Source organism: uncultured Nitratireductor sp. (genome assembly GCF_913053745.1).
Lineage (GTDB): Bacteria > Pseudomonadota > Alphaproteobacteria > Rhizobiales > Rhizobiaceae > Nitratireductor.
Genome location: NZ_CAJXGF010000087.1, coordinates 1 through 19,737, shown reverse-complemented (window position 1 = coordinate 19,737; position 19,737 = coordinate 1). Strand labels below are relative to the sequence as shown.

General features: G+C 60.3%; 23 protein-coding genes. 11 read left to right on the top strand and 12 right to left on the bottom strand.

Annotated elements, in window-relative coordinates; genetic code table 11:
• A partial coding sequence (locus QZ638_RS14630) for a hypothetical protein (protein ID WP_295811878.1) occupies positions 1-937 on the top strand: 937 nt, incomplete at its 5' end.
• 61 nt (positions 938-998) lie between these two features.
• On the opposite strand, the gene rarD is transcribed toward QZ638_RS14630, so the two are convergent.
• The 6 genes from rarD to cysS all read right to left on the bottom strand — a co-directional run bounded on the left by rarD (position 999) and on the right by cysS (position 6,965).
• Positions 999-1,940: an EamA family transporter RarD gene (gene rarD / locus QZ638_RS14625; protein WP_295811875.1), complete on the bottom strand. Its 942-nt coding sequence runs from the start codon at positions 1,938-1,940 to the stop codon at positions 999-1,001.
• Positions 1,941-2,016: 76 nt separating this feature from the next.
• Positions 2,017-3,642 (bottom strand): citramalate synthase, encoded by a 1,626-nt coding sequence (gene cimA, locus QZ638_RS14620; RefSeq protein WP_295811871.1) that lies wholly within the window; start codon positions 3,640-3,642, stop codon positions 2,017-2,019.
• A complete protein-coding gene (gene pip, locus QZ638_RS14615) occupies positions 3,639-4,592 on the bottom strand; it encodes a prolyl aminopeptidase (protein WP_295811867.1) in 954 nt (317 codons plus the stop codon). Before pip ends, cimA begins: the two co-directional genes overlap by 4 nt.
• Positions 4,585-5,097 carry a GFA family protein gene (locus QZ638_RS14610; RefSeq protein ID WP_295811865.1) on the bottom strand — a complete coding sequence of 171 codons (513 nt, stop codon included), beginning with the start codon at positions 5,095-5,097 and terminating at the stop codon, positions 4,585-4,587. The genes pip and QZ638_RS14610 overlap by 8 nt, the downstream gene beginning before the upstream one ends.
• Positions 5,098-5,109: 12 nt before the next feature.
• Positions 5,110-5,493, bottom strand: a complete 384-nt coding sequence (locus QZ638_RS14605) for a VOC family protein (RefSeq protein WP_295811862.1) — start codon at positions 5,491-5,493, stop codon at positions 5,110-5,112.
• Positions 5,490-6,965 carry a cysteine--tRNA ligase gene (gene cysS, locus QZ638_RS14600; RefSeq protein WP_295811859.1) on the bottom strand — a complete coding sequence of 492 codons (1,476 nt, stop codon included), beginning with the start codon at positions 6,963-6,965 and terminating at the stop codon, positions 5,490-5,492. Before cysS ends, QZ638_RS14605 begins: the two co-directional genes overlap by 4 nt.
• A gap of 202 nt (positions 6,966-7,167) precedes the next feature.
• Between cysS and QZ638_RS14595 the strand changes: the two genes are divergently transcribed.
• Complete coding sequence (locus QZ638_RS14595; RefSeq protein ID WP_295811856.1) at positions 7,168-7,572, top strand: hypothetical protein; 405 nt, start codon at positions 7,168-7,170, stop codon at positions 7,570-7,572.
• 202 nt (positions 7,573-7,774) lie between these two features.
• Complete coding sequence (locus QZ638_RS14590; protein ID WP_295811852.1) at positions 7,775-9,058, top strand: FAD-binding oxidoreductase; 1,284 nt, start codon at positions 7,775-7,777, stop codon at positions 9,056-9,058.
• Here the strand turns inward: QZ638_RS14590 and QZ638_RS14585 are convergent.
• Together QZ638_RS14585 and QZ638_RS14580 are read right to left on the bottom strand one after the other, a co-directional pair.
• Positions 9,055-9,810, bottom strand: a complete 756-nt coding sequence (locus tag QZ638_RS14585; RefSeq protein ID WP_295811849.1) for an SOS response-associated peptidase — start codon at positions 9,808-9,810, stop codon at positions 9,055-9,057. The two genes, QZ638_RS14590 and QZ638_RS14585, sit on opposite strands and share 4 nt — an antisense overlap.
• 3 nt (positions 9,811-9,813) lie before the next feature.
• The gene (locus QZ638_RS14580) at positions 9,814-10,377 is read right to left on the bottom strand and encodes a DUF2799 domain-containing protein (RefSeq protein WP_295811846.1); all 564 of its coding nucleotides are present in this window, start codon (positions 10,375-10,377) and stop codon (positions 9,814-9,816) included.
• Positions 10,378-10,470: 93 nt separating this feature from the next.
• Between QZ638_RS14580 and QZ638_RS14575 the strand changes: the two genes are divergently transcribed.
• From QZ638_RS14575 to QZ638_RS14550, 6 genes are all read left to right on the top strand, one after another.
• Positions 10,471-10,878 carry an NUDIX domain-containing protein gene (locus QZ638_RS14575; RefSeq protein ID WP_295811885.1) on the top strand — a complete coding sequence of 136 codons (408 nt, stop codon included), beginning with the start codon at positions 10,471-10,473 and terminating at the stop codon, positions 10,876-10,878.
• 110 nt (positions 10,879-10,988) lie between these two features.
• Positions 10,989-11,360: a TIGR02301 family protein gene (locus QZ638_RS14570; RefSeq protein WP_295811843.1), complete on the top strand. Its 372-nt coding sequence runs from the start codon at positions 10,989-10,991 to the stop codon at positions 11,358-11,360.
• 9 nt (positions 11,361-11,369) lie between these two features.
• Positions 11,370-12,170: a hypothetical protein gene (locus tag QZ638_RS14565; RefSeq protein ID WP_295811883.1), complete on the top strand. Its 801-nt coding sequence runs from the start codon at positions 11,370-11,372 to the stop codon at positions 12,168-12,170.
• Positions 12,171-12,336: 166 nt separating this feature from the next.
• Positions 12,337-12,654, top strand: coding sequence for a hypothetical protein (locus QZ638_RS14560; RefSeq protein WP_295811839.1), 318 nt, complete (start codon positions 12,337-12,339; stop codon positions 12,652-12,654).
• A 110-nt stretch (positions 12,655-12,764) separates the two neighbouring features.
• On the top strand, positions 12,765-13,622 hold the full coding sequence (locus QZ638_RS14555) for a folate-binding protein YgfZ (RefSeq protein WP_295811836.1): 858 nt from the start codon (positions 12,765-12,767) through the stop codon (positions 13,620-13,622).
• Positions 13,622-14,245, top strand: a complete 624-nt coding sequence (locus tag QZ638_RS14550; protein WP_295811833.1) for an HD family hydrolase — start codon at positions 13,622-13,624, stop codon at positions 14,243-14,245. Before QZ638_RS14555 ends, QZ638_RS14550 begins: the two co-directional genes overlap by 1 nt.
• A gap of 83 nt (positions 14,246-14,328) precedes the next feature.
• Here QZ638_RS14550 and QZ638_RS14545 read toward each other — a convergent pair whose 3' ends face one another.
• Together QZ638_RS14545 and QZ638_RS14540 are read right to left on the bottom strand one after the other, a co-directional pair.
• Positions 14,329-15,780: a RimK family protein gene (locus QZ638_RS14545; protein ID WP_295811831.1), complete on the bottom strand. Its 1,452-nt coding sequence runs from the start codon at positions 15,778-15,780 to the stop codon at positions 14,329-14,331.
• Entirely contained in the window at positions 15,777-16,253 is a 477-nt protein-coding gene (locus QZ638_RS14540) for a GNAT family N-acetyltransferase (protein WP_295811828.1), read from the bottom strand. The genes QZ638_RS14545 and QZ638_RS14540 overlap by 4 nt, the downstream gene beginning before the upstream one ends.
• Positions 16,254-16,476: 223 nt before the next feature.
• Between QZ638_RS14540 and QZ638_RS14535 the strand changes: the two genes are divergently transcribed.
• A complete protein-coding gene (locus tag QZ638_RS14535) occupies positions 16,477-17,370 on the top strand; it encodes a mechanosensitive ion channel domain-containing protein (RefSeq protein WP_295811827.1) in 894 nt (297 codons plus the stop codon).
• A gap of 26 nt (positions 17,371-17,396) precedes the next feature.
• On the opposite strand, the gene QZ638_RS14530 is transcribed toward QZ638_RS14535, so the two are convergent.
• Together QZ638_RS14530 and QZ638_RS14525 are read right to left on the bottom strand one after the other, a co-directional pair.
• Positions 17,397-18,191, bottom strand: a complete 795-nt coding sequence (locus QZ638_RS14530; protein WP_366936244.1) for an anti-sigma factor — start codon at positions 18,189-18,191, stop codon at positions 17,397-17,399.
• Positions 18,188-18,703, bottom strand: a complete 516-nt coding sequence (locus QZ638_RS14525; RefSeq protein ID WP_295811824.1) for a sigma-70 family RNA polymerase sigma factor — start codon at positions 18,701-18,703, stop codon at positions 18,188-18,190. The genes QZ638_RS14530 and QZ638_RS14525 overlap by 4 nt, the downstream gene beginning before the upstream one ends.
• A 200-nt stretch (positions 18,704-18,903) precedes the next feature.
• Here QZ638_RS14525 and QZ638_RS14520 point away from each other — a divergent pair.
• On the top strand, positions 18,904-19,737 hold an 834-nt coding region (locus QZ638_RS14520), incomplete at its 3' end, for an MFS transporter (RefSeq protein WP_295811821.1).

The window sequence follows — 19,737 nt, the reverse complement described above, 5'->3', positions numbered from 1 at the left end:
GGCGATGAAGGCGAGCCTCGCCGAAAGCGGCGAGGGAATGCCCTTTGCGGCCCTTGCCGACGGCCCGTTGCGCAATTTCTTCTTCCCGGCGCAACAGACCACCCTGATCCCGTCGCTGCAATGGGACGGCGCCGACCTGTCGGGCCTGTTCGACTATCTCGAACAGGGCGAGACGCCGCCGCTGGAGGCGACCGGCCTGATCTCGGTCGGGCGGGCCGAGGCCACCGACATGCAGACCCTCGTCAATGGCAAGCGGGCGAGCTTTACGGAATATTCCGTGCTCGAGCCGGTCGAGTTCGAGTGGCTGGTGCCGACGAAAATCAGGGCCACCTCGCGCGGCATGCTCACGGACATGACCGCCTATGTGCCGGCGGACGAGCCGGAATTGCTGGCAATCGTCAAGGACCACGGTCTCGACAAGCTGTCCTCCGAAGGCTCGCTGTCCTGGGCCTATGATGCCGGGGAGGGGGCGGCCGACCTGACCTATGACATCACGATGCAGGATTTCGGCGATGTCGACATGAATTTCGGCCTGTCCGGCGCGCCGTTGCCGCAGCTCTACCAGGCGGTGACGACCGAGAACCCGATGATGCTGATGGGCATGGCCGTCGACGGCCTGTCGATCCGGATCAGGGACCGCGAAATGGTCGACACTGCGGTCGAGATCGCGGCGCTGCAGACCGGCCAGGACGCCGGCGAGCTGCGCGACAGCCTGCCGGCGATGCTGGAGCTGGGCTCGGCCCAGGCCGCTGCCGTGATCCCCGAGATCAATGACTATGTCGCGGCGCTGTCGGCCTTTGTCAGCGACGGCGGCACGCTCGAGATCGCGATGACGCCGGACGAGCCGGTGCCGCTGATGACGCTGATGCTGCTGTCGCAAACCTCGCCGCAAATGATCCCGTCAACGCTGGCGCTGCGTGTCACCCACGACGAGTAGGCACTCTGTTCCGGCGCGTTTCCGGACGGTGAACCGGTGTCCACTTCCCCTGGAAACGCGGTTACAGGCTTTCCTCGACGACGCGAGGCTGGCGCCCCGCCTGCCATGCATCGATGCAGAAGACGATCACGGCGAGCCAGATAAAGCCGAAGCAGATCGCATGGGCGAGGGAGAAATGCTCGCCATAATAGAGGCCGACGAGGAATTGCAGGGTCGGCCCGAGAAACTGCATGAAACCGATGGTCGACAGCCGCAGCCGCCGCGCCGAAATCGCAAAGCACAGCAGCGGCACCACCGTCACCGGCCCGGCCAGCAACAGCATGCCGATCATGCCCGGTTGTTCCGGCACGAAGGCGGAGGTGCCCTGCATCTGCAGCCAGACGAGCCAGCCCAGCGCCGGCAGCACCAGCCACAGGGTCTCGAGGAACAGGCCCGGCATGGCGCCGACATTGACGGTCTTGCGCATATAGCCATAGACCGTGAACGAGCCGGCAAGGACGAACGAGATCCACGGGAAGACGCCGCCATAGAGGGTCAGCACCGCAACCCCGAGAGCGGCCAGGGCCACCGCCGCGACCTGGCCCCGGCGCAGCACTTCCTTGTTCACCACGACACCAACCAGCACGAAGACCAGCGGGTTGATGTAATAGCCCAGCGCCGCCTCGACCGTGCGTCCCGCGGCCACCGCCCAGACGTAAACACCCCAGTTGATCGAGATGAGCCCGGCGGTCAGCGCGGCCAGCGCCAGCGTGCGCGGCGAGCGGAACGCCGCCTTCAGATCCGAAGTTCTGCCGAGCAGGAGCAGGATGACACCGGCGACCGGAACCGACCAGATGACGCGGTGGGCGACAACCTCATAGGCCGGGATGTGGGCCACCGCCTTCATGTAGAAGGGCAGCCCGCCCCAAAGCAGATAGGCGCCAAGCGCGAAGGCGAAGCCGGATAACGGCTCGCGCGGTTGCGCGGACAGGGCCGTGTTCTTGTTTGCCGCGGTCTCGGACATCGCGGTCCAGTACACCCTGCACAAATTTGCGGCAATCGGAGGATTGTCACCGCGACAATCAGAGGCCTGCGGCCGGCTATTCGGCGGCGGCGAGACCGGCGTGGCCTCGGTTCTTCATCAGCTTGAAGGTGATGGAATCCATCAGCGCCTCGAAGGAAGCGTCGATGATGTTCTCCGACACTCCGACGGTCCACCAGCGCATGCCGGACGCATCGGCGGATTCGATCAGGACGCGTGTGATAGCCTCGGTGCCGCCATTGAGGATACGCACCTTGTAATCCGCCAGCGCGAGGTCGGCGATCTCGCTCTGATACTTTCCAAGGTCCTTGCGCAGGGCGATATCGAGCGCGTTGACCGGGCCATGACCTTCGGCGACCGACATCAGCGTCTCGCCGTCCACCGTCACCCGAACCACGGCTTCAGACACTGTTTTCAGTTCGCCATTGGCGTCGAAGCGGCGCTCCACCATGCAGCGGAATCCGTCGACCTGGAAAAATTCCGGCACCCTGCCGAGGGTACGCCGCGCCAGAAGCTCGAAGCTCGCATCCGCGCCCTCGTAGGCGTAGCCTTCAGCCTCACGCTCCTTGACGAGCGAAATCAGCGTATCGAGGCGCGGATCGGCCTTGTCGACAGCGATGCCACGGCGCTTCAGTTCGGCAATGAAGTTCGACTTGCCGCCCTGGTCGGAGACCATGACACGACGTGTATTGCCAACGCTTTCCGGTGGCACGTGTTCATAGGTCTCGGGCTCTTTGAGCACGGCAGAGGCGTGAATGCCGGCCTTGGTGGCGAATGCGGACGCTCCCACATAGGGTGCTTGCTGCTCTGGCGCGCGATTCAAAAGCTCGTCGAACGCATGGGCCAAGCGAGAAAGATCGGCAAGTTTGTCCTCGTTAATGCCGGTTATGAAGCGTTCCGCGTAGGTGGGCTTGAGGGCCAGCGTCGGCAGGATGGTTACCAGATTGGCGTTGCCGCAGCGCTCGCCGATGCCGTTCAGCGTGCCCTGCACCTGCCGCACCCCCGCCTCCAGCGCGGCCAGCGAATTCGCCACTGCCTGGCCCGTATCGTCATGCGCATGGATGCCCAGATACGCGCCGGGAATGCCCGTTGCGATCACCGCGCGCACAATTTCCTGGATTTCCGCTGGCTGTGTGCCGCCATTGGTGTCACACAACACCACCCAACGGCTGCCAGCGTCATAAGCCGCCTTCGCACAAGCAAGCGCATAATCCGGATTGGCTTTGTAACCATCAAAGAAATGTTCGCAATCGACCATCGTCTCCTTGCCGGAAGCAACCGAAGCCCGGACCGATGCGGTGATCGATTCCAGATTTTCCTCATTCGTGCAGCCGAGCGCAACGCGGACATGATAGTCCCAGCTCTTGGCAACGAAGCAGATCGCATCGCTGGCCGATTGCAGTAGAGCGGAAAGGCCCGGATCGTTGGATGCGGAAACGCCCGCACGCTTGGTCATACCGAATGCGACGAACGCAGCCTTTGACGTACGCTTGCTTGAAAAGAACGCCGTGTCGGTGGGGTTGGCTCCCGGATAGCCGCCCTCGACATAGTCGAATCCGAAATCGTCGAGCAGTTTTGCTACGGCGATTTTATCCTCGACGGAAAAATCAACGCCCGGTGTCTGCTGGCCGTCGCGCAGTGTCGTATCGAAAAGATAGATGCGTTCCTTGTCTGCCATCGTCATCTGCCCGCGAATTGGTCGGTTGCCCGGATCAGGCGGTCGAGAATGCCGGGCTCGGAAAAGGCGTGTCCCGCCCCCTCGATCAGATGGAACTCGGCATCCGGCCATGCCTTGTGCAATTGCCACGCATAATGGGCAGGACATGGCATGTCGTAGCGGCCATGAACGATGACACCGGGTATGCCGGATAGCCTAGATGCATCGCGCAGGAGCTGGCCCTCCTCGAACCATCCGCCATGAACGAAAAAATGATTCTCGATGCGCGCAAAGGCGATGGCGAAATCGTCACCGCCGTGCTGCTCTGTAAGGCTGGGGTCGGGCAATAGGGTAATCGTCTCGCCTTCCCACAAGCTCCATGCCTTTGCCGCCTCGAGTTGAACGGCGCGGTTTTCCGATACCAGGCGCTTGCGATAGGCGGCCATGAGATCGCCGCGTTCGGCTTCCGGGATCGGGGCGATGAAACGTTCCCACTTTTCCGGAAACATCTGGGACACCCCGAACTGGTAGTACCATTCGAGTTCGGCACGGGTGAGCGTGTAGACCCCCCGCAGAATAAGTTCCGACACATGTTCGGGATGTGTCTCGGCATAGGCGAGCGCCAGCGTAGACCCCCAGGAACCGCCGAAGACTTGCCATTTATCGACGCCCATCATCGCACGCAGCCGTTCGATGTCGGCCACCAAATGCCACGTGGTGTTGGCTTCGAGCTCCGCATGAGGTTTCGAACGACCGCAACCGCGCTGATCGAACAGCATCACGTCGTATTGACTCGGATCGAAGGCACGGCGATGGGTGGGCGAGCAGCCGCCGCCAGGTCCGCCGTGCAAGAAGACCGCGGGCTTGGCGCCACGCGTTCCCGCACGCTCCCAATAGATCGTGTGACCATCGCCCACATCCAGCATGCCGCTGTCGAAGGGCTCGATTTCGGGATAAAGCGTGCGCAATTCAGCCATTCTTACTGTCTTTCCGTCCATTTGCGGGCAACGGCCATTCGTCCGTTTCATGATCGGGGTGCTGATACGAGACCAGATCGCGCAGAAATTCCACCGCGTCCGCGTCTTCCTCGGATGTGTAACCAGGCAACGCCGACAGGTTGTCGGTATAGGGCAGTTTGCCTTCCATGCCCCACTGAACGACGGGTGCGATTTCCTCCGGCTGGTCGAAGGTGGCTATCGTTATCGCCAGGCCGTCGGGAACCTCGTAGGTGAGCGGCGTGCCGCATTGCGGGCAAAAGCCGCGCAGCACATGGCTGGACGATCGGAAGCGTTTCGGTTCGGCGCGTGTCCAGGTAAGTTTCGCATCGCGTATGGAAACCAGCGGCAAAATGATATTGCCGCTTGCCTTCTGGCACATGCGGCAATGGCACACGGACGCCTCGCCGAGCGCCCCTTCGATATGGAAACGAACCGCCCCGCACTGGCAACCGCCGGAATAGACGGGCTTGTTGTCGAGACTCATCCCGCATCCTTTCTAGGCTGGCTTATGACAGACGGCTTCCACATTGTTGCCGTCGGGATCGAAGACGAACGCACCGTAATAGTTGGCGTGATATTGCGGCCGAGGGCCGGGAGCGCCATTGTCGCGGCCACCGGCTTCAAGGGCTGCCTTATAGAAGGCATCCACCTCTTCGCGTGTGTTGGCGGTGAAGGCGATGTGCTTGGATTCGCTCGCCGGCGCGCCTTCCGTCAGCCAGTAGACCGGCCAATCGCGACCATAGCCGCCCACCTTGACACCATCCGTGTACTCCGGTGGCACCATTTTGAGCAGCGAGGCGCCGAGTGGAGCCATGGCCTTGTCGTAAAACGCTTTTGCACGCTCGAAATCCGCCGTCCGAATACCGATGTGATCGATCATCGTTTTGTCTCCCATTTGGTGCGGCGTTCGCCACTTTCAGAATCCTTGTAATCCATCAACTGGATGCCCTGTGCCGCCAGCTCGTCGCGAATGCGGTCGGCTTCGGCGAAGTTCTTTTCGCGCAACTGCTTGAGCCTCTCTTTGACCGCCCGTTCTACGGAGCCTGCATCGATGGATGCCTCCGATGCCTTGGCCGCAAACCATTCGCTCTCGGTCCGGCCAAGCAGCCCGAGAAGGCCCGCGCTCGTCTTGAGAGCCTGCCTCGCCTCACCGCTGCCTCTGGCCGCCTCGCCACGCAGTTCGTGCAGGCCAGCGATGGCGCCCGTCGTTCCAAGATCGTCGCTGAGCGCAGCCACCGTATCCGCACACCCGATAGCGCCCGTCTCGACATCGCCGACGGCGCGATACCAGCCGTCGAGCACGGCTTGGGCCTCTTCGAGCTTGCGCACCGAAAAATCGATGGGTTCGCGATAATGGGTCATCAGCATTGCAAGCCGCAGCACCTCGCCCGGCCATTTCCGGTCACCGAATTTCTGCGTTTCCAGCAAGTCGTGAATGGTGACGAAATTGCCCTCGGACTTGGACATTTTGCGCCCCTCCACCTGGAGGAAACCGTTGTGCATCCAGTAATGGGCCATGACATCGCGGCCATGGGCGCAGCAGGACTGCGCAATCTCGTTTTCGTGGTGTGGGAAAATCAGGTCGAGGCCGCCGCCGTGGATATCGAATTCCTCGCCAAGATAGGCCGCCGACATGGCTGAGCACTCGATGTGCCAGCCGGGCCGGCCGCGGATCGCCACCGCGGCACCGTCCACAGTGAATTGCGCATCCCAACCAGGCTCCTCGGCCGACGACTGCTTCCAGAGGACAAAGTCAGCCGGATTCTTCTTGTGCGCCTCGACGGCGATGCGCGCGCCTGCCTGCTGGTCTTCCAACTTGCGCTTGGACAACCCACCATAGGCCGGCATCGAAGCGGTATCGAAAAGAATTTCTCCTTTTGCCTCATAGGCATGGCCGCGATTGATAAGGGATTGAATCAGGCTGGCCATATCCGTCAACCCATCGGCACGAGGCAAGACGAATTCAGTGGCGCGCGGCTCGATCGTAGGCTCCAGGCAACCGAGTGCTGCGACATCGGCGTGATACTGATCGGCCGTCTTGCGCGTGACTTCGCGGATCGCTTCATTGAGCGGCAGGCGGGGGTAATCGCGCCGGGCGCGTGCATTGATCTTGTCGTCGACGTCGGTGATGTTGCGCACATAGATGACGTGATCCTCGCCATAAAGATGGCGCAGCAGGCGGAACAAGACATCGAAGACGATGGCCGGGCGTGCATTGCCGATATGGGCATAGTCATAGACCGTCGGCCCGCACACATACATGCGGACATTCTTCTCATCGATGGGGACGAAGTCCTCTTTGGCCCGCGTCAGCGTGTTGTAGACCCTGAGGCCCTTGAAACCGTTCGTCATCCTCGCCTTCCGTTTTCAACCCGTCGCCATACTCAAGCGACACGCATATTGCGGGCATGGTTCACTCCGGCCGTCTGGCCTGGGCGTTTTTCTCGTCGGAAAGGGAGGGCGAAAACGTCCGGACCAGCGGTTTGGCGCTAGCCGATAATGCAAATACCGATAATGGCACACAGCGTTTTCATAGGCGTCCTTATCGCCGCCGGTGGCTGATGCGTCAAGACTAAAAGCTGAAAGCCAAAAGGTTGGGGATCATGGCGAAACCCGGCTTTGCGGCCCGAAAGAGGTATTGCAAGCAAAATGGCAATGTGAAGGAAATGTTAAGGCTGATGCGGCAATTTTAAGGATGCGTCTTCCGACGGGGCTGTCTGTCAAGATTTTGTCGGATTTGGTCCCCATCTGCGCGGAAGGGACGACAACGCGGAACCAAGGATTAGTTATGCCCCGCGACATGAACAAGCCAGCAGAGTACCAAACCGAACGGGAAAAGCTCCTGCTTAGCCAGTATCACGCGGTTGGACCGGCAGCGATCAATGCCGCTCTGCAGTGCAAGGCCGAGAAGCCTGCACCGGCGCCGAAACACACCCCCTACGACACGCAGACCGACTAAGGTTTCGCTCCGGCGTGTCCGGAGCGGGTGGCAAGGGGCAAGACGGTTTCCTGACATCGCGGGCGCGGTGAAATGGACGCTGTGCACCTCATTTCACGCTTCAATGCGACGACGGCATCAAGTGATGCGGATATTTCGCTTGGATCTCCGGCAGACCGCGTGTGATGTGTCGGACCTTGCCGAGCGTTAATGAGTCCGTCAAATGAGGAACGATCCGTTTTCCCATGGCCTTTGGGAGAAGACCGCCCACCCGGCTCCACCGACCCATGCCCTGACCGAAGCGGTTATGGCCGAGGTGGCCATCATCGGTGGCGGCTATACCGGACTTTCCGCTGCGCTTTGCCTTGCGGAAGCGGGTACCGATACCGTGCTTCTCGAGGCCGACGAGATCGGCTTCGGCGGCTCGGGACGCAATGTGGGCCTCGTCAATGCGGGTATGTGGGTCATGCCCGACGATCTGCCAGGCATTCTCGGAGAGTGCCATGGCGAACGTCTGCTCGCGCTTCTGGGCGATGCACCGCGGGTTGTGTTCGACTTGGCCGAACGGCACGGCATGGAATGCGAAGCGATGCCAGTAGGCACATTGCATTGTGCGGTAGGCGAAAGCGGCCTCAAACAAATCGGAGAACGGGCCCGGCAATGGAAGGTTCGTAGCGCTCCGGTGAGGTTACTGGACCGACAGCAGACCGAGAGAATGGTTGGCAGCGCCGCTTTTGCCGGCGCGCTTCTCGATGAACGTGCGGGCACCATTCAGCCGCTTGCCTATGCACGCGGTCTCGCTCATGCGGCCACCAAAGCCGGCGCAAAGCTGCACACCGGCTCCCGCGTGACGAAAGCGCAGCGGAGCAGAGATGGCTGGCTGCTAGAAACACCGCAAGGCGCGGTGACTGCGCGGCACGTAATCGTCGCGACCAACGCTTATACCACCACGCCCTGGCCACAGATTCGCGAAGAGATCGTTCACCTCCCCTATTTCAATTTCGCCACCCCGCCCCTGCCCCAAACGGTGAGAGACAGGATATTGCCCCAGCGTCAGGGTGCGTGGGATACGAAGCAGGTTCTCACTTCTTTCCGCTGGGATCACGATGGGCGGCTGGTCTTCGGAAGTGTTGGAGCGCTGAAAGGCACCGGCCAAGCCGTTCATCGCGCCTGGGCCGAACGTGCCATCGCCCGCCTGTTTCCGGAGTTGAGGGGAATTCGGTTTGAAAGCGGCTGGTACGGCCATATCGGGATGACGGCGGATCATCTGCCGAAATTTCATCGCCTCGACGATAATGTCATCGGTTTTTCCGGTTATAATGGGCGCGGAATCGGCCCCGGCACGGTGTTCGGCAAAGCGCTTGCGGAATTGATTCTGGGCCGCATTTCAGAAGAAGAACTCCCCCTGCCCGTCAGCGATGTGACGCGCCAGTCCTTCAGAGGAGTGCGCGAGGGCGTCTACCGGTTCGGCGCAGAGGCCGTTCATCTCATGCGGACCATCGCTTAAAAGAGATCAAGCTGGCCACCATCGTTTTCAGGCTTCGGATCGGAGCTTGCACCTTCATGGCGGTCAACGCGGTCCTGCAACTCCGGACCGGCATTGGCCACCTTGTTGACCCTGTCCGAAACAGGCACAGCCTCGAAGAAGCCCGGCTCCGCAGGCTTCATCAGATCGCCCACATGGCGCGGTTCCCGGTTGAGACAATCGAGCCAGCGGTCGAAATCCTCGGGCTTGATCACCACGGGCATGCGATGATGGATACCGCGCAAATCCTCATTGGCTTCAGTCGTAAGGATGGCGCCCGTGTCCATTTCCGCACCTCCGGGCTCGGACCAGCTTTCCATCAATCCGGCGAAAGCGATCAGCCCCCCATCGCGTGGCCTGATCCAGTAGGGCTCGGCCCGTTTCGATCCCACCCGGCGCCATTCATAGAATCCATTTGCAGGAACCAGCGCGCGGCGGTGTCGCATCGCGGTGCGAAACGACGCCTTCTCAGCCGCCGTTTCGGATCTGGCGTTGAAAAGCAGCGACAGATCGGCCGGATTCTTCGCCCAAGACGGTATGAGTCCCCAGCGCACCAGCACACTCTGCCGTGCCGGTAAATTGGAACCGGCCGCTCGTGTCGGCCCCGACAAGGCCATAAGGATAGGTTGCGTCGGGGCGATATTGTAACGTGGGGGGAACGGCTCGAAATCCGTGACGGCCAGCAAAGACTGCACGGCATCCGGTGTGTCGTTCAGGGCGAAGCGACCGCACATGAGTCACGACCGCCCCGCCGCTTCGTCATAGAGGTAGCGATCATAAAGACGCTCTGCATCGCGGACGCGGCCTTCGGCAAGGAACAGGTCCGATTCCTTCAGGGAAATCCGGTTGCGCACTTTACGGCGTTCCTCGCCCTTGGCCGCATCGTCCAGATCGTCATAAAGCCGCTCGAGTTCACGCTTTAGCCGGTCGTAGTCTGACCGGGCGTCATGAACGCGCTTGCCGACGCGATAGGCGCTCTCGAAGCCCGCGGCGACATCCGACGGACAGGAATTGGCGTAGCTGCGCCCGTCTCGTCCCTTGCTCAATCCGTTCTGCGGTGTGCAATAGCGGCGGATGCCTTCCTCCCAACCCGTTCGCCAAGCATTCTCATCCACCGGCAAATCGAATTTCGCGCATGCTTTCCGGTGTTGCTGCACATGCGAGATATTGCGCCCCGCAGCACCATCGTTGCGTCCCAGTTCGCTCCAATTCACCGATTCGCATTCGGACTCGTTCAACGTCGCGCATGCCGACAGTGACAACATGAACGCCAGACCGGCAATCAGCCCTGTGCTCCGCATCCCCCGCAAGGTTGCCTCCCTAAGCTTATCAATACATAAAAGCGTCAGGTCGGACTGTTGGCGATCGACGGCGAGGATGCAAGGTTTGTGCCTATGAAATCGGAGGAAATCCTGGCTGTTTCTGCAGCGGTCTTGCAAGAGGAAAGGTTTCTTCTTGTACGCCGTGGCCGCGCGCCGGCGAAGGGTCTCTACGCGTTTCCCGGCGGTCGCGTGGCGGTTGGGGAAACGCTCGAACAGGCCGTCGCCCGTGAATTGCTCGAAGAGACCGGGCTGCGGCTGCATACAGCTCGCCCCTACCGCGAAGTCCTCCTGAATGGAGACGACGAGCGGCAGGTTTTTCGGCTGACCGTATTCCGCGCCACCGTTGCAACCGGCACGATCATAGCCGGAGACGATGCCGGCGAAGCAGGATGGTTTTCGCCCCACGAGATTATCGCCATGCCGCTGACCGACAGCACGCGCGAAATCATTGAAGAACTGCAACAGCTCTCCGATAGCTGACTATTTCCCGCGTCACGCCCTCAATCTCGCCACTTTCTTGCAGGTCTTGTGATTGCCTTCTGGCGATCATGGGCGTTTGACAGTCGTAGCCCGCTGGGAGACAACACGGCATGCATAGTGGTTCTGCACGTTACGGCCTTCTGGCCGCACTTCTTATGGTTGCGCCCATGGCGCATGCAAACGATGCAAACTATGAAACGCCGCTTCTGAGGCTCGCCGAAGTGCTTGGCTCGATCCATTATCTGCGCAATCTGTGCGGTGAGGAGACGGGAACATGGCGCGCGAAGATGGAAGAACTTCTCGACACGGAAGATCCGACAGCGGCACGCCGGGAGAAGCTGATCGCCAGCTTCAACCGCGGCTACAGGGCATTCGCGGGTACGTATGAAAACTGCACGGATCAGGCGATGACCGCCATCGATCACTATATGAACGAGGGCTCGCGCCTTTCCACCGAGATCGTACAGCGCTACGGAAACTGAGACGTGACAATGACGCAGTATCTTCTACTGAACGTCCAAACGGCATCGAACAGGCGCGATCGTCTGCGGTGGCGCGGACGTCTGCTGAGCGGTCTTACAGCACTCGGACTGTTGGGAGGGGCGGCCTCCCCGGCCGTCGCTCTCAGCGAGTTGCATCAGGTGGAGCCGGTCGAAGAAGAAGCAGACACCGACAGTGTGGAGCGCATACCGCTGCCTCCGCCCATTCGCTCGCCGGATGCAAGCAGCGCTCCCGGCGGTGCCGAACCTGCCGATGAAACGGTGCCGCTGGAAGACACCCCGCTGCGCGACGTTGTCCGCCCTAACACTGAGATCGGAAAGGAACTGCCGCAGGTTATTTATGACCTAGAGCAACTTCCCGAGCCTGTGCAGAGGATGCACGGACTGATCGTCGAAGCGGCTAAAAGCGGTGATATCGAACGCCTGCGCCCGCTGATCGGCAGTGACGATGGCGGAACACGCCTTTCGCTCGGCGGCCTGGATGGCGATCCGCTGGACTTTCTCCTCGAACTGTCGGGAGATGAGGAAGGGCAGGAAATCCTGGCTATCCTGCTGGAAGTCTTGCAGGCAGGCTATGTGCATCTCGACACAGGCACGCCCCAAGAAATGTATGTTTGGCCTTACTTCTTCGCCATACCGCTCGAATCGCTTGACAAGAAGCAACGCGTCGAACTGTTCACGCTGGTCACCGCAGGCGACTACGAGGATATGAAGAGTTTCGGCGCCTATATCTTCTACCGGGTCGGAATCACGCCGGAGGGGCGCTGGGCGTTTTTCGTCGCCGGCGATTGATCGATTCTTGCAATCTCCTGCAATCCCCCCATATCCGAAGAAGAATCAGGGAGGTGTGCCGATGGAGGGGATAGCGCAATCGCGTGGCGATGTGACCGCATCGCCGCAAGTTCCGGGCAGACGCGGGCGTCTCGTCCGGCGCATCGTTTTGTTTCAGGTCAAGCTCATGGCCGACGGTCTGCGGGATGTCGTAATGAGTCCGCTGTCGCTTGCAGCGGGTTTGTTCGGCCTGTTGTCGCGCAATGGGAACTGCGAACTCTATCTTGATCGGCTGATGCGCTTCGGTCGCGAGACGGATCACTGGATAAACCTGTTTGACCATCGAAGCGCCCCGAACCACACCTCTTCACCCTCTCTCGACAATATCGCAGAACAGATTGAAGACGCGATCCGTCGCGATTATGACAACGGCGGCTTGAGCGCCAGGAGTGCGCGCGCCCTCGCCGAGGCGGCAATGCGCCTGCGGGAAAAGGCAGGGCGGTGAGCCAGGAAACATCGCTCGCGGCACTCATGACAAGTACCGGGTTGTCGCCGACCTCAAAGCATCCTAGCTAAGAGGTTCAAGCCCGTTGTCGAATCCATTCCGGATCAGCCATGCCGACCTGCCGCCTAGAAAATCGCGCCCTCTTTCAATTGCGGGGACCCGAGGCCGAGCACTTCCTTCAGAATGTGATCACCACCGATCTCTCGGCACTTGAAGACGGAGAATGTCTGCCAGGCGCGTTGCTTACACCGCAGGGCAAGATTCTGTTCGATTTTTTGATTTCGCGCGCTGGCGACAATGCCCTGCAAATTGAGTGTCGCACGGACATTGCCGCCGACCTGGTAAAGCGTCTCCGGCTTTACAAACTGCGGGCAAAAGCCGACTTTTCCGAAATAGAACAACGCGCTATCGCAATTTCATGGGAAATTGATTCCGCTCCTTCGGACCTCCATACAACGCCGCTTGACCGGCGTTTTCCCAAGTCTGTGAGCGTTCGCCGCCATTATGCCGACGCTCCGGTGGCCGACAGCGGCGAGGAAAGCTGGAACGGACTGCGAATTGCAAACGCAGTTGCCGAAAGCGGCAGCGATTTCGAACTGGGCGAAGCATTTCCTCACGACGTGCTGTACGATCAGAATGGTGGTGTCGGGCTCAGGAAGGGCTGTTTCGTCGGTCAGGAAGTGGTGTCGCGAATGCAACATCGCGGTACGGCTCGCCGACGGCTCCTGATCGCAAGCGGCGCAGACGCCCTGCCACCCGCTGGAACCGAGTTGAGAGCTGCCGGGAAGCCGCTCGGATCCCTCGGCACGGTCTCAGGCAGAAACGCTCTGGCGATTGTACGGATCGACAGGGTCAAGGATGCCATGGATGCAGATACCCCGATTACCGCCAAAGACATTGCGGTAACGCTCGCCATCCCGAACTGGGCGAGTTTCACCTTCCCCGAAACCGCCGAAGACGTGGGTTGATGCCGGCGACTTCCAAAACCGCGGGCCCGCGCGCCTGGCAGCGAATGCTGTCCGGTCGCCGTCTCGACCTTCTCGATCCCTCCCCGCTCGACGTGGAAATCATCGATATCGCACATGGTCTTGCGCGCGTCGCGCGTTGGAACGGGCAGACGAAGGGCGATCACGCCTATTCCGTCGCACAGCATTCTTTGCTGGTTGAGCAAATTTTCTGCAAGATCACACGCGACGTCACACCAGAATGCTCGATGGCAGCTCTCCTGCACGATGCGCCGGAATATGTGATCGGTGACATGATCTCTCCCTTTAAGGCAACACTGGGCGACGATTACAAATCCGTGGAGAAGCGCCTGCAACGTGCAATCCACCAGCGCTTCACCCTGGCGCCGAATCTTCCTGAAAAGTTGAAGAAAGCGATCAAACGCGCCGACCAGATTGCGGCCTTCTATGAAGCAACGCAATTGGCCGGCTTCGATGTAACGGAAGCCGCCAAATTTTTCGGGCGCCCCCGCGGCCTGCCTCCCGAAGGCCTGACACTTGAGCCGCAACCGCCAAAACTGGCGCAGGAGGCTTTTCTCGACCGCTTCGCGACAATCGAGCAAGAGCGACAGGTTACAGCTTTGTGAGCGCGCACCCGAGCAAGCAGGTCCGGTAAAGATGGCTGCCTTCGCAAACCCGGCGGCACCGCCTCTCTCGCCGGGGATGCGTCTCACCGTTCCAGCCGGGCGATGAACCACTGTGTGAGGGCAGTCCAGACGGCGTCCTTCTCGCCGGCATCCTCGCAGCCGTGATCGAGATTGGGATTGTCGTTGACTTCGATAACGTGGATGCCCTCAGGCGTTTCCTTGAGATCGACGCCATAGAGCCCGCTACCGATGCAGCGTGCTGCGCGCACAGCAATATCGAGCACATCTGCGGGTGTATCGGCCAATCGGAACGAGCGGAAGCCGCCCTCGTCGGGGCGTCCTTGCCGTTCATGATTCACGATCTGCCAATGCTTCTTGGCCATCAGATACTGCACTGAGAAAAGCGGTTTTCCGTCGAGAACGCCAATGCGCCAATCGAATGCGGTGGGCAGGAATTGCTGCGCGATGAGCAGGTCCGAGTCTTCCAGCCATTTGGTCGCCAACGTTTTCAGTTCCGCCATGTCCCCAGCCTTCTTCACGCCACGCGAGAACGAACTGTCGGGTGTCTTGAGCACCAGAGGAAAACCGAGCATATCGGCCGCGCGCTCCAGATCGGCAGAACCGGCGATCATCATCGTCGGTGGAACGGGCACGCGGTGCGCCGCCATCAATTCGTTGAGGTAAACCTTGTTCGTGCAGCGGATCATCGACAAGGGGTCGTCGATGACCGGCATCCCCTCCTGTTGGGCGCGGCGAGCGAACCGGTAGGTGTGGTTCGAGATTGACGTCGTTTCGCGAATGAACAGAGCATCGAAATTGGCAAGGCGCGGCAGGTCTTTTTTGGTGATCGGCTCCACCTCTACCCCCATACGGGCGGCTATTCGCGACCAATGCTTGAGCGATGCGATGCTCGAAGGTGGCAATTCTTCCCGGGGATCGATGAGGGTCGCGAAACCGTAACGTGCCGGGACACGGGTACGACTGTCACGCCATTGCCGGCTCGTGTAAGTGTGGAGGGAAGCGGTGAATCTGTCTTTTTCTTCGACACTCATGCGTGACAGGGAGCGAAACCCGATGCGCGTGATCGTCGCCCATTCGCCGTCTTTTATAAGCACTTCGAGCGCGGGTGCGCGAAACCAGTCGAACAGCAGCTTTGCGAAACGTTCCCAAGCCTTTTCCGGCCCGATGCCGAAAAACACCGTAACGCTGGCCGGAAAACCGCTCCCGAGCTCCGCGCGGCATCGATTGAGTGCCTGTTCCAGTTCCGGGAGCGCGTTTTCGTAAAGTTTCCGCGCCGACAGGTCGATCATGGTCTCGACCGAAGGGATCACGCGATGCCCGCGGGAGCTGGCGAGCAGCGAGGCATAATAGCCGCGGCTCTGATAGGCGTAGCTCGATGAGAGATTGATGACCTTGGGACGCTGTCCGCGGAACAAGGCCGGGTGAGCCAGATAATCGCGATTTGTGATGATCTTGTATGGGGTGGCGGTCTCGTCGAGATCGCCTTTTTTGCCAGTCAGGATGACCCAACTCATCTGCGGCCGTTCTCCGTGTTCAACGCGCACAATGCTTTCTGGTAGCGGAGCGCACGCATACCGTCGTGATAATAATTCTCATATTGGGCGAACCTTCGATATCCTGTCTTTTCATAAAGCCGTATCGCCGCCTGATTGTCTGCGCGCACCTCGAGTCGCATAGCTCGGAGCCCGCGCTCTCGAACTGCTTCTTCGATACGGCACATCAACAACCCGGCCACACCCTTGCCGGTTTCGCCCGGTGTAACGGCTATGGAGTATAGACGCGCGATGCCGCTCGTCCGGCGTGTCAGCGCCAGCGCATAACCAAGAATTTTTCCGTTCTCTTCTGCAACGCAGGCGATGGCCGCCACCGAGCGTATCAATCGTTGGAGAGAGCGGCGTGACAGCCTGTCGCCCGAAAAGGCCGCATTTTCGATTGCGACCAGCGCATCCAGATCGGCCTGAGCGATGGGACGAACGTCAATCGACATGCAATGCTCCGGTTGAAGACCTCGGGCCCGGTCCGGGACCAATCTCATGCCGCACGGCATATTTGCAGCCCATAACGAGGCTTGCTAGACACACGGAGCTAACCAGGCAGACGGGACACGTCGCCTGCATCGCCACGCCCTGGCGCTTCAAGCGCAGAAAAAGGGTCAAAGCCGTCCCTTGAAGGCCGGAAACGACAAACATGGCACGGAGACATTCCCCAATATGGAAATGCAAACTGAGAACCTCATGACGGCTGCCCAGGCAGCCCTGGCCCAGGTCAGCGAATTCGCTGTATCTTACGCTTTCTCGATTCTCGGCGCCATCATTCTCATCATCGCCGGGTTCATCGTTGCAGGAATGGTGGAAAAATGGGTGCGTCGCACGCTCGATCATTTCCCCTCTTTCGACGTTACGCTTACCACTTTTCTCTCCAAGATCGCCCGATACGCAATTCTGATTCTGGTCGGCGTCACCGTTCTGGCCCAGTTCGGCGTTCAAACGGCAAGCATCATCGCGGCTCTGGGTGCGGCAGGCCTGGCAATCGGACTTGCCCTTCAGGGCACACTGCAGAATGTTGCCGCCGGCATCATGCTTCTCGTCCTAAAACCCTTCCGCGTCGGCGAGTATGTAGAAGCAAGTGGTATTTCTGGCACCATCCAGACGATCGGCCTGTTCGCCACGGAGATGAAAACCATCGACGGTCTCTACATTCTCGCGCCGAACAGCTCGCTGTGGAACACATCCGTCACCAACTATTCGCGCAATCCGCGTCGTCGCAACGATCTGGTCATCGGCATCGGCTACAATGACGATATCGACCTGGCCCAAAAGACCATGCTCGACCTCGCCGCCACCGACGAACGCGTGCTGACCGATCAAGAACCGGCAACCTTCGTTTCCGAACTGGGCGACAGTGCCGTCAACGTAACGATGCGCTACTGGACCACGACTGCGGATTGGTGGCAGACCCGCCTAGACTTGACGAAGGCCGCCAAGAAGGCATTCGACGAGAAGGGCATATCGATCCCCTTCCCACAGCGCGATGTCCACTATCTGCCCGTCGACAGCAAGGCCAAAGCCTCCACCACGTCGAAGAAAAGCGCAGCCAAAAGCTGAATTTTCACGGATATGATTTGTGTACCCTACCTACCGGCAAGCAATTGCCGGTAGGATAGGTTTGCCAATCCGAGCAGACGCTCCTCAGGAATCGAGCCCGCCACCGTGTAGGCGAATCCTTCTTCCTGCCAGTAGAATGCGCGGCCGCTTTCGTCCTCGAACAGCCGAAAGCCCGTATTCTCTCCCTTCACGCAATGCGCGACGTAGAGCGAAATGCGCTCGCCAACCGGATCTTCATACATGAACTGGGCGGCCGCCTTGCCGCCTGAAGGCAGCAATCGTCCCCCCATGAGATCGAAGCCTTCGGCACGCAGATCGGGAGCAACGAGCTTGGTGCCAACGCGGTTGGAAAGCCATCCAACCAAATGATTGCGGTCGCTGGCGCCGACCTCGACGACATGCAGTTTCTCCGCGGCATAAACCTGATGGGCAGCGACGGCTTCGCCGACCACATCCAGCGCAGCAGGCGTTTCGCCACCGTTGAGAGCCTGCCGGCCTGCCCAGAAGCCTCCCGCCACCCCCACCGCGACAAGCAGGGCAGCGGCGGCGGCCAAGCGGCGAAGCGTCGTGCGCCGTGTGCCGACCGGGTCCCGGCCGGCGGAAATGGCCTCTTCCCGCACGCGTTGCGGGAGTTCCTCGTCAATCAGTCCGGCCAGGGTTTCACGAAGCAGCGCCCGATCCGAGGCATAGCGAGCGCTCAGCGCACGCATGTCGGCGCGGGTTTCCAGCCATGCCTGATAAGCGGCCATATCTTCCGGCGAAAGCTCGCCATCGAGCGCGAGATGAATATCCCTTTCGTCAAAGCTGCGTTGCGTCATCATTCCACCGCCTTGAGAATGCGCCGTCGCCGCGCCACATCGAGAATTTCGCGCAGATCCTGCCGCCCACGCGCCACGCGCGACATCAGCGTTCCCGTTGGAATACCCAGAATCTCGGCGGCCTCGGCGTAACTCATCCCTTCGACACCCACCAAAAGGATCGCAGCACGCCGGTCCGAGCCAACCTCCTGCAGTGCATCGAGCACGTCTTGGAGATCGAGAACGCCGTTTTGCTCCGGTGCCCTTGTGACTTCTTGCGTATCGAGCTTTGCGCCTGCGACCAGTTCGCTGCGCCGCTTTCGCGCCCGCACCCCATCGACGAAGAGGTTGTGCATCAACGTGAACAACCATCGCCGTGGCGAGGTGCCCGTTTGCCAATTGTCGAGCCGCGAGAACGCGCGTTCCAGGCAATCCTGCACAAGGTCGTCAGCCGCATCCGCATCGCGAAGCAGTGCGCGGGCATAGCGCCGCAACCCGGGAATCTCGCCGACAATCGCCTTCCTTTTGCCGTCCATACCCCTGCCCGCCTCCGCAGGTCCGTTGCGCTTCTTCTCCAACAACGGCTCCGCGGACAAGTTTATTCCCCCGGGCGTCGTTCAGTCATGAGAAAATCTGATCGAACGTGCACAATTTGTCGATTATGTTGATGTGCTATTTGCGCTATCTTCCTCGCCCCATCAACATGCCACGTTGCAGAAAGCTATCGAAGGCCCTCATGACACAACCAAACCCCGATCGCGCAGCCGCACCGGTTTCGTTCCCCTGGCTGGTTGTTATATGCGGCTGCCTGATTGCGGCCCTGAATTTCGGTCCACGCTCGGCGATGGGTTTCTTCCAACTTCCGATGCTTGCGGAAACCGGCTGGGATCGCACGACATTCGGTCTGGCAATGGCGATCCAGAACCTTCTTTGGGGCATCGGCCAGCCGATCTTCGGCGCTGTGGCCGACCGTTTCGGGACCTGGCGCGTTCTGGCACTATCCGCAGTGCTCTATGCTGCGGGTCTCCTTATGATGTCGATGCCAACGCATGAGGCCATGCTCCATGTCGGCGGCGGCGTGCTCGTCGGTCTCGGCGTGGCAGGTGGATCCTTCGGCATCATTCTGGCGGCCTTCGCGCGCAGTGTGCCCGCGGAAAAACGCAGCCTGATCTTCGGCCTCGCAACAGCCGCAGGTTCCGCCGGCATGTTTATTTTCGCGCCCATAAGCCAGGGCCTCATCGACGCTTTCGGTTGGTCGGACACGCTGGTCTATATGAGCATCGCCATGCTGATCGTTCCGCTCTTGGCCATTCCGCTCGTGGGCAATGCCGCCACGGCGCGGAACAGCGCCGAGATATTCAAGCAGACCGTGGGCGAAGCCCTAAGGGAGGCCTTCGCCCATCGCAGCTTCATCCTGCTGGTTTCGGGCTTCTTCGTCTGCGGTTTCCAGGTCGCCTTCATTACCGCGCATTTCCCCGCCTATATCGGCGATATCGGCATCGATGCACGCTATGCGGTAATCGCGCTGGCGCTAATCGGCTTTTTCAACATTATCGGCTCGCTGGCTTCC

Bases quoted from the DNA above. Each gene is read 5' to 3' on its own strand.
- QZ638_RS14605 (WP_295811862.1), bottom strand. From the start codon at position 5,493: ATGATCGATCACATCGGTATTCGGACGGCGGATTTCGAGCGTGCAAAA.
- QZ638_RS14580 (WP_295811846.1), bottom strand. From the start codon at position 10,377: ATGCGGAGCACAGGGCTGATTGCCGGTCTGGCGTTCATGTTGTCACTG.
- QZ638_RS14525 (WP_295811824.1), bottom strand. From the start codon at position 18,703: ATGGACGGCAAAAGGAAGGCGATTGTCGGCGAGATTCCCGGGTTGCGG.
- QZ638_RS14530 (WP_366936244.1), bottom strand. From the start codon at position 18,191: ATGATGACGCAACGCAGCTTTGACGAAAGGGATATTCATCTCGCGCTC.
- cysS (WP_295811859.1), bottom strand. From the start codon at position 6,965: ATGACGAACGGTTTCAAGGGCCTCAGGGTCTACAACACGCTGACGCGG.
- QZ638_RS14535 (WP_295811827.1), top strand. From the start codon at position 16,477: ATGGAAATGCAAACTGAGAACCTCATGACGGCTGCCCAGGCAGCCCTG.
- QZ638_RS14575 (WP_295811885.1), top strand. From the start codon at position 10,471: ATGAAATCGGAGGAAATCCTGGCTGTTTCTGCAGCGGTCTTGCAAGAG.
- QZ638_RS14545 (WP_295811831.1), bottom strand. From the start codon at position 15,780: ATGAGTTGGGTCATCCTGACTGGCAAAAAAGGCGATCTCGACGAGACC.
- QZ638_RS14560 (WP_295811839.1), top strand. From the start codon at position 12,337: ATGGCCGACGGTCTGCGGGATGTCGTAATGAGTCCGCTGTCGCTTGCA.
- QZ638_RS14540 (WP_295811828.1), bottom strand. From the start codon at position 16,253: ATGTCGATTGACGTTCGTCCCATCGCTCAGGCCGATCTGGATGCGCTG.
- cimA (WP_295811871.1), bottom strand. From the start codon at position 3,642: ATGACGATGGCAGACAAGGAACGCATCTATCTTTTCGATACGACACTG.
- QZ638_RS14555 (WP_295811836.1), top strand. From the start codon at position 12,765: ATGCCGACCTGCCGCCTAGAAAATCGCGCCCTCTTTCAATTGCGGGGA.
- pip (WP_295811867.1), bottom strand. From the start codon at position 4,592: ATGGCTGAATTGCGCACGCTTTATCCCGAAATCGAGCCCTTCGACAGC.
- QZ638_RS14585 (WP_295811849.1), bottom strand. From the start codon at position 9,810: ATGTGCGGTCGCTTCGCCCTGAACGACACACCGGATGCCGTGCAGTCT.
- QZ638_RS14565 (WP_295811883.1), top strand. From the start codon at position 11,370: ATGACGCAGTATCTTCTACTGAACGTCCAAACGGCATCGAACAGGCGC.
- QZ638_RS14550 (WP_295811833.1), top strand. From the start codon at position 13,622: ATGCCGGCGACTTCCAAAACCGCGGGCCCGCGCGCCTGGCAGCGAATG.
- QZ638_RS14570 (WP_295811843.1), top strand. From the start codon at position 10,989: ATGCATAGTGGTTCTGCACGTTACGGCCTTCTGGCCGCACTTCTTATG.
- rarD (WP_295811875.1), bottom strand. From the start codon at position 1,940: ATGTCCGAGACCGCGGCAAACAAGAACACGGCCCTGTCCGCGCAACCG.
- QZ638_RS14590 (WP_295811852.1), top strand. From the start codon at position 7,775: ATGAGGAACGATCCGTTTTCCCATGGCCTTTGGGAGAAGACCGCCCAC.
- QZ638_RS14610 (WP_295811865.1), bottom strand. From the start codon at position 5,097: ATGAGTCTCGACAACAAGCCCGTCTATTCCGGCGGTTGCCAGTGCGGG.